This window comes from Bradyrhizobium sp., assembly GCF_049691595.1.
GTDB lineage: Bacteria > Pseudomonadota > Alphaproteobacteria > Rhizobiales > Xanthobacteraceae > Bradyrhizobium.
On record NZ_JBAVNZ010000341.1, the window covers coordinates 1 to 3,357 of the forward strand.

General features: G+C 64.1%; 2 protein-coding genes. Both read left to right on the forward strand.

The window, feature by feature from the left end:
• Nucleotides 1-302: AMP-binding enzyme (locus tag WCE35_RS15190; RefSeq protein ID WP_424594163.1), on the forward strand; the 302-nt coding region annotated here is incomplete at its 5' end.
• Between the two features lie 148 nt (nucleotides 303-450).
• Nucleotides 451-3,234, forward strand: a complete 2,784-nt coding sequence (gene ppc, locus WCE35_RS15195; RefSeq protein WP_424594164.1) for a phosphoenolpyruvate carboxylase — start codon at nucleotides 451-453, stop codon at nucleotides 3,232-3,234.
• Nucleotides 3,235-3,357 lie beyond the last annotated feature (123 nt).

Consider the following 3,357-nt stretch of genomic DNA (forward strand, 5'->3'; position numbering starts at 1 on the left):
TCAACATCTATCCCGCCGAGATCGAGGCCGCGCTGCATGCGCTTCCCGGCGTGCACGATTGCGCGGTGTTCGGCATTCCCGACCAGGAATTCGGCGAGGCGCTGCTGGCGGTGCTGGAGCCGCAGGCGGGGGTGACGCTCGACATCGCTTCGGTCCGCACGCAACTGCGGAAGTCGCTCGCCGACTACAAGGTGCCGAAACATTTCGAAATCCAGGCCAGGCTGCCGCGGGAGGATTCCGGCAAGATCTTCAAGCGCCGGCTGCGTGATCCCTATTGGGAGCGGGCGGGGCGGAGGATTTGATGCGAAACAGGTATCGTGTTGTCCCGGCGTTTCGCGGGGATGACGAGAGGGCGGGACGAGGATAAGGGCGCCTCTATCTTCATCTTGCGCTGCGGTAAAATAATTGCACACTCCGGAACTGCCGGGCAGCCTCTGGAGTTAGTCAGCCATGTCATCCCAGACCCTGCCTTCCGACACCGAGGTCCGCGCCAATCGCGCCGAGGACGCGCAAGCGCTGGAGGCGGACACGCGGCTGCGGGAAGACATCCGGCTGCTCGGGCGCATCCTTGGCGATACCGTGCGCGACCAGGAGGGCGCCGACGTGTTCGACCTGGTCGAACGCATCCGGCAGACCTCGATCCGGTTTCACCGCGATGAGGACAAACTGGCACGGCGCGAGCTCGAAACCATCCTCGACGGCATGTCGATCAGCGAGACCGTGCGCATCGTGCGCGCGTTCAGCTATTTTTCCCATCTTGCCAATATCGCCGAGGATCAGAACAACATCCGCCAGATGCGCTCGCGCAGTTCACGCGCCAGCCTGCTTGCCCGCACGCTGTCGCATGCCAAGGCGGCAGGGCTCAGCGCGGCCGACCTGCGCCGGTTCTTCGGTGACGCGCTGGTCAGCCCGGTTCTGACCGCGCATCCGACCGAAGTGCGCCGCAAAAGCACCATGGATCGCGAGATGGAAATCGCGGCGCTGCTCAATCGTCGCGAACGGATGCAAATGACGTCGGAGGAGATCGCTGCGAGCGACGAGCAATTGCGCCGCGCCGTGCTCACCTTGTGGCAGACCAACCTGCTGCGCCGGACCAAGCTCACGGTACTCGATGAAGTCGCCAACGGGCTGTCGTTCTACGATTATACCTTCCTGCATGAGGTGCCGCAGCTGCATTGCCGCCTTGAAGACCGGCTGGACCAGGACGACGGCGGCGATCACGGCGAGCTCGCCTCGTTCCTGAAGATGGGAAGCTGGATCGGCGGCGACCGCGACGGCAACCCGTTCGTGACGGCGGAAGTGATGCGCGGCACGCTGCGGCTGCAGTCGAGCCGCGTGCTGAGCTTCTATCTGGAGGAGCTGCATGCGCTCGGCGCCGAATTATCGCTCGCAGCGCATCTTGCCGATATCTCCGACGAATTGCGCGCGCTCGCCGAGCGCTCGCCGGACACCTCGCGGCACCGGCGCGGCGAGCCTTATCGCCTCGCGGTATCCGGCATCTACGCCCGGCTGACCGCGACCGCGCCGAAGCTGGAGGTCGAGACCACACGGCCCCCGGTCGGGGAGGCCGCGCCCTATGCGAGCGTGGAGGAGTTCAAGGCCGACCTCGACGTGCTCGACCGCTCGCTGATCGCGAACAACTCGCGCGTGATCGCGCGCGGCCGGCTGCGGCTGTTGCGCCGCGCCGTGGATTGCTTCGGCTTCCATCTCGCCCGGCTCGACATGCGGCAGAATTCGGCCGTGCATGAGCGCACGGTTGCCGAACTGCTGGATACCGCGACGCCCGGCATGTCCTATCGCGCGCTCAGCGAAGATGCGAGGATCGCCCTGCTTGCGGGCGAACTGCGCAACCCGCGGCCGCTGACCTCGTCCTTTGTGAAATACAGCGAGGAAACGCTGGACGAACTTGCGGTCTTCCATGCGGCCGCCGAGGCGCACGCCAAATTCGGCCGGGACGTGATCCCCCAATGCATCATCTCGATGTGCAAGGGGATGTCCGACATGCTGGAGGTGGCGCTATTGTTGAAGGAGGTCGGGCTGGTCGATCCCTCCGGCCGCAGCGCCGTCAATATCGTGCCGCTGTTCGAGACCATCGAGGATCTGCAGGCCTGCAGCGGCATCATGGACCGCATGCTGGTGCTGCACGAATACCGCAAGCTGGTGGACAGCCGCGGCGGCGTGCAGGAAGTGATGCTCGGTTATTCCGACAGCAACAAGGATGGCGGCTTCGTCACCTCCGGCTGGGAGCTTTACAAGGCCGAGATCGGCCTGATCGGCGTATTCGCGCGCCACGGCGTGCGGCTGCGGCTGTTCCATGGCCGCGGCGGCTCGGTCGGCCGCGGTGGCGGGCCGAGCTATGATGCGATCATCGCGCAGCCGGGCGGCGCGGTGAACGGCCAGATCCGTATCACCGAGCAGGGTGAAATCATCTCCTCCAAATATTCCAATCCCGACGTCGGCCGCGAAAATCTGGAGATTCTGGCGGCGGCGACCCTGGAAGCAAGCCTCTTGCAACCCCGGCAAAGCGCGCCGCGCGGCGAATACCTGAAGGCGATGGAGCAATTGTCGGCGCTCGCCTTCAAGGCCTATCGCGGCCTCGTCTACGAGACCGAGGGATTTGCCGACTATTTCTGGGGTTCGACGGTCATCACCGAAATCGCGACCCTCAATATCGGCAGCCGGCCGGCGTCGCGGAAGAAAACCCGCGAGATCGAGGACCTCCGCGCCATTCCCTGGGTGTTCAGCTGGGCGCAGTGCCGGCTGATGCTGCCGGGCTGGTACGGTTTCGGCTCGGCGGTCGAGAGCTGGATCGCCGAACACAAGGAGCAGGGCATGCCGTTCCTGCAGGAGCTCTATCGCCAATGGCCGTTCTTCCGCATGCTGTTGTCGAACATGGACATGGTGCTGGCCAAGAGTTCGATCGCGATCGCCTCGCGCTATGCCGAACTGGTGCCGGATGTCGCCTTGCGCGAGAATATTTTCGGCCGTATCCGCCGCGAATGGCACCTGTCGATCGAGATGCTGCTCGACATCATGGGCCAGCAGCGGCTGCTGCAGGGCAATCCGCTGCTGGAGCGTTCGATCCGCAACCGCTTCCCCTATCTCGATCCGCTCAACCACGTGCAGGTGGAATTGATGAAGGAACACCGCGCGAAGAATCCGGACGAGCAGTTGCTGCGCGGGATTCAGATCACCATCAACGGGATATCGGCGGGGTTGCGGAACAGCGGCTAGAAAAAAGGCGAATAGCGAATTGCGAGTAGCGAATAGAGAGCCCCATTCGCTATTCGCCACTCCCTATTCGCCAACCGCTCATCACTTCTTGCTGCCAAACGCGCAAGGCGGGCTACCCGAAGG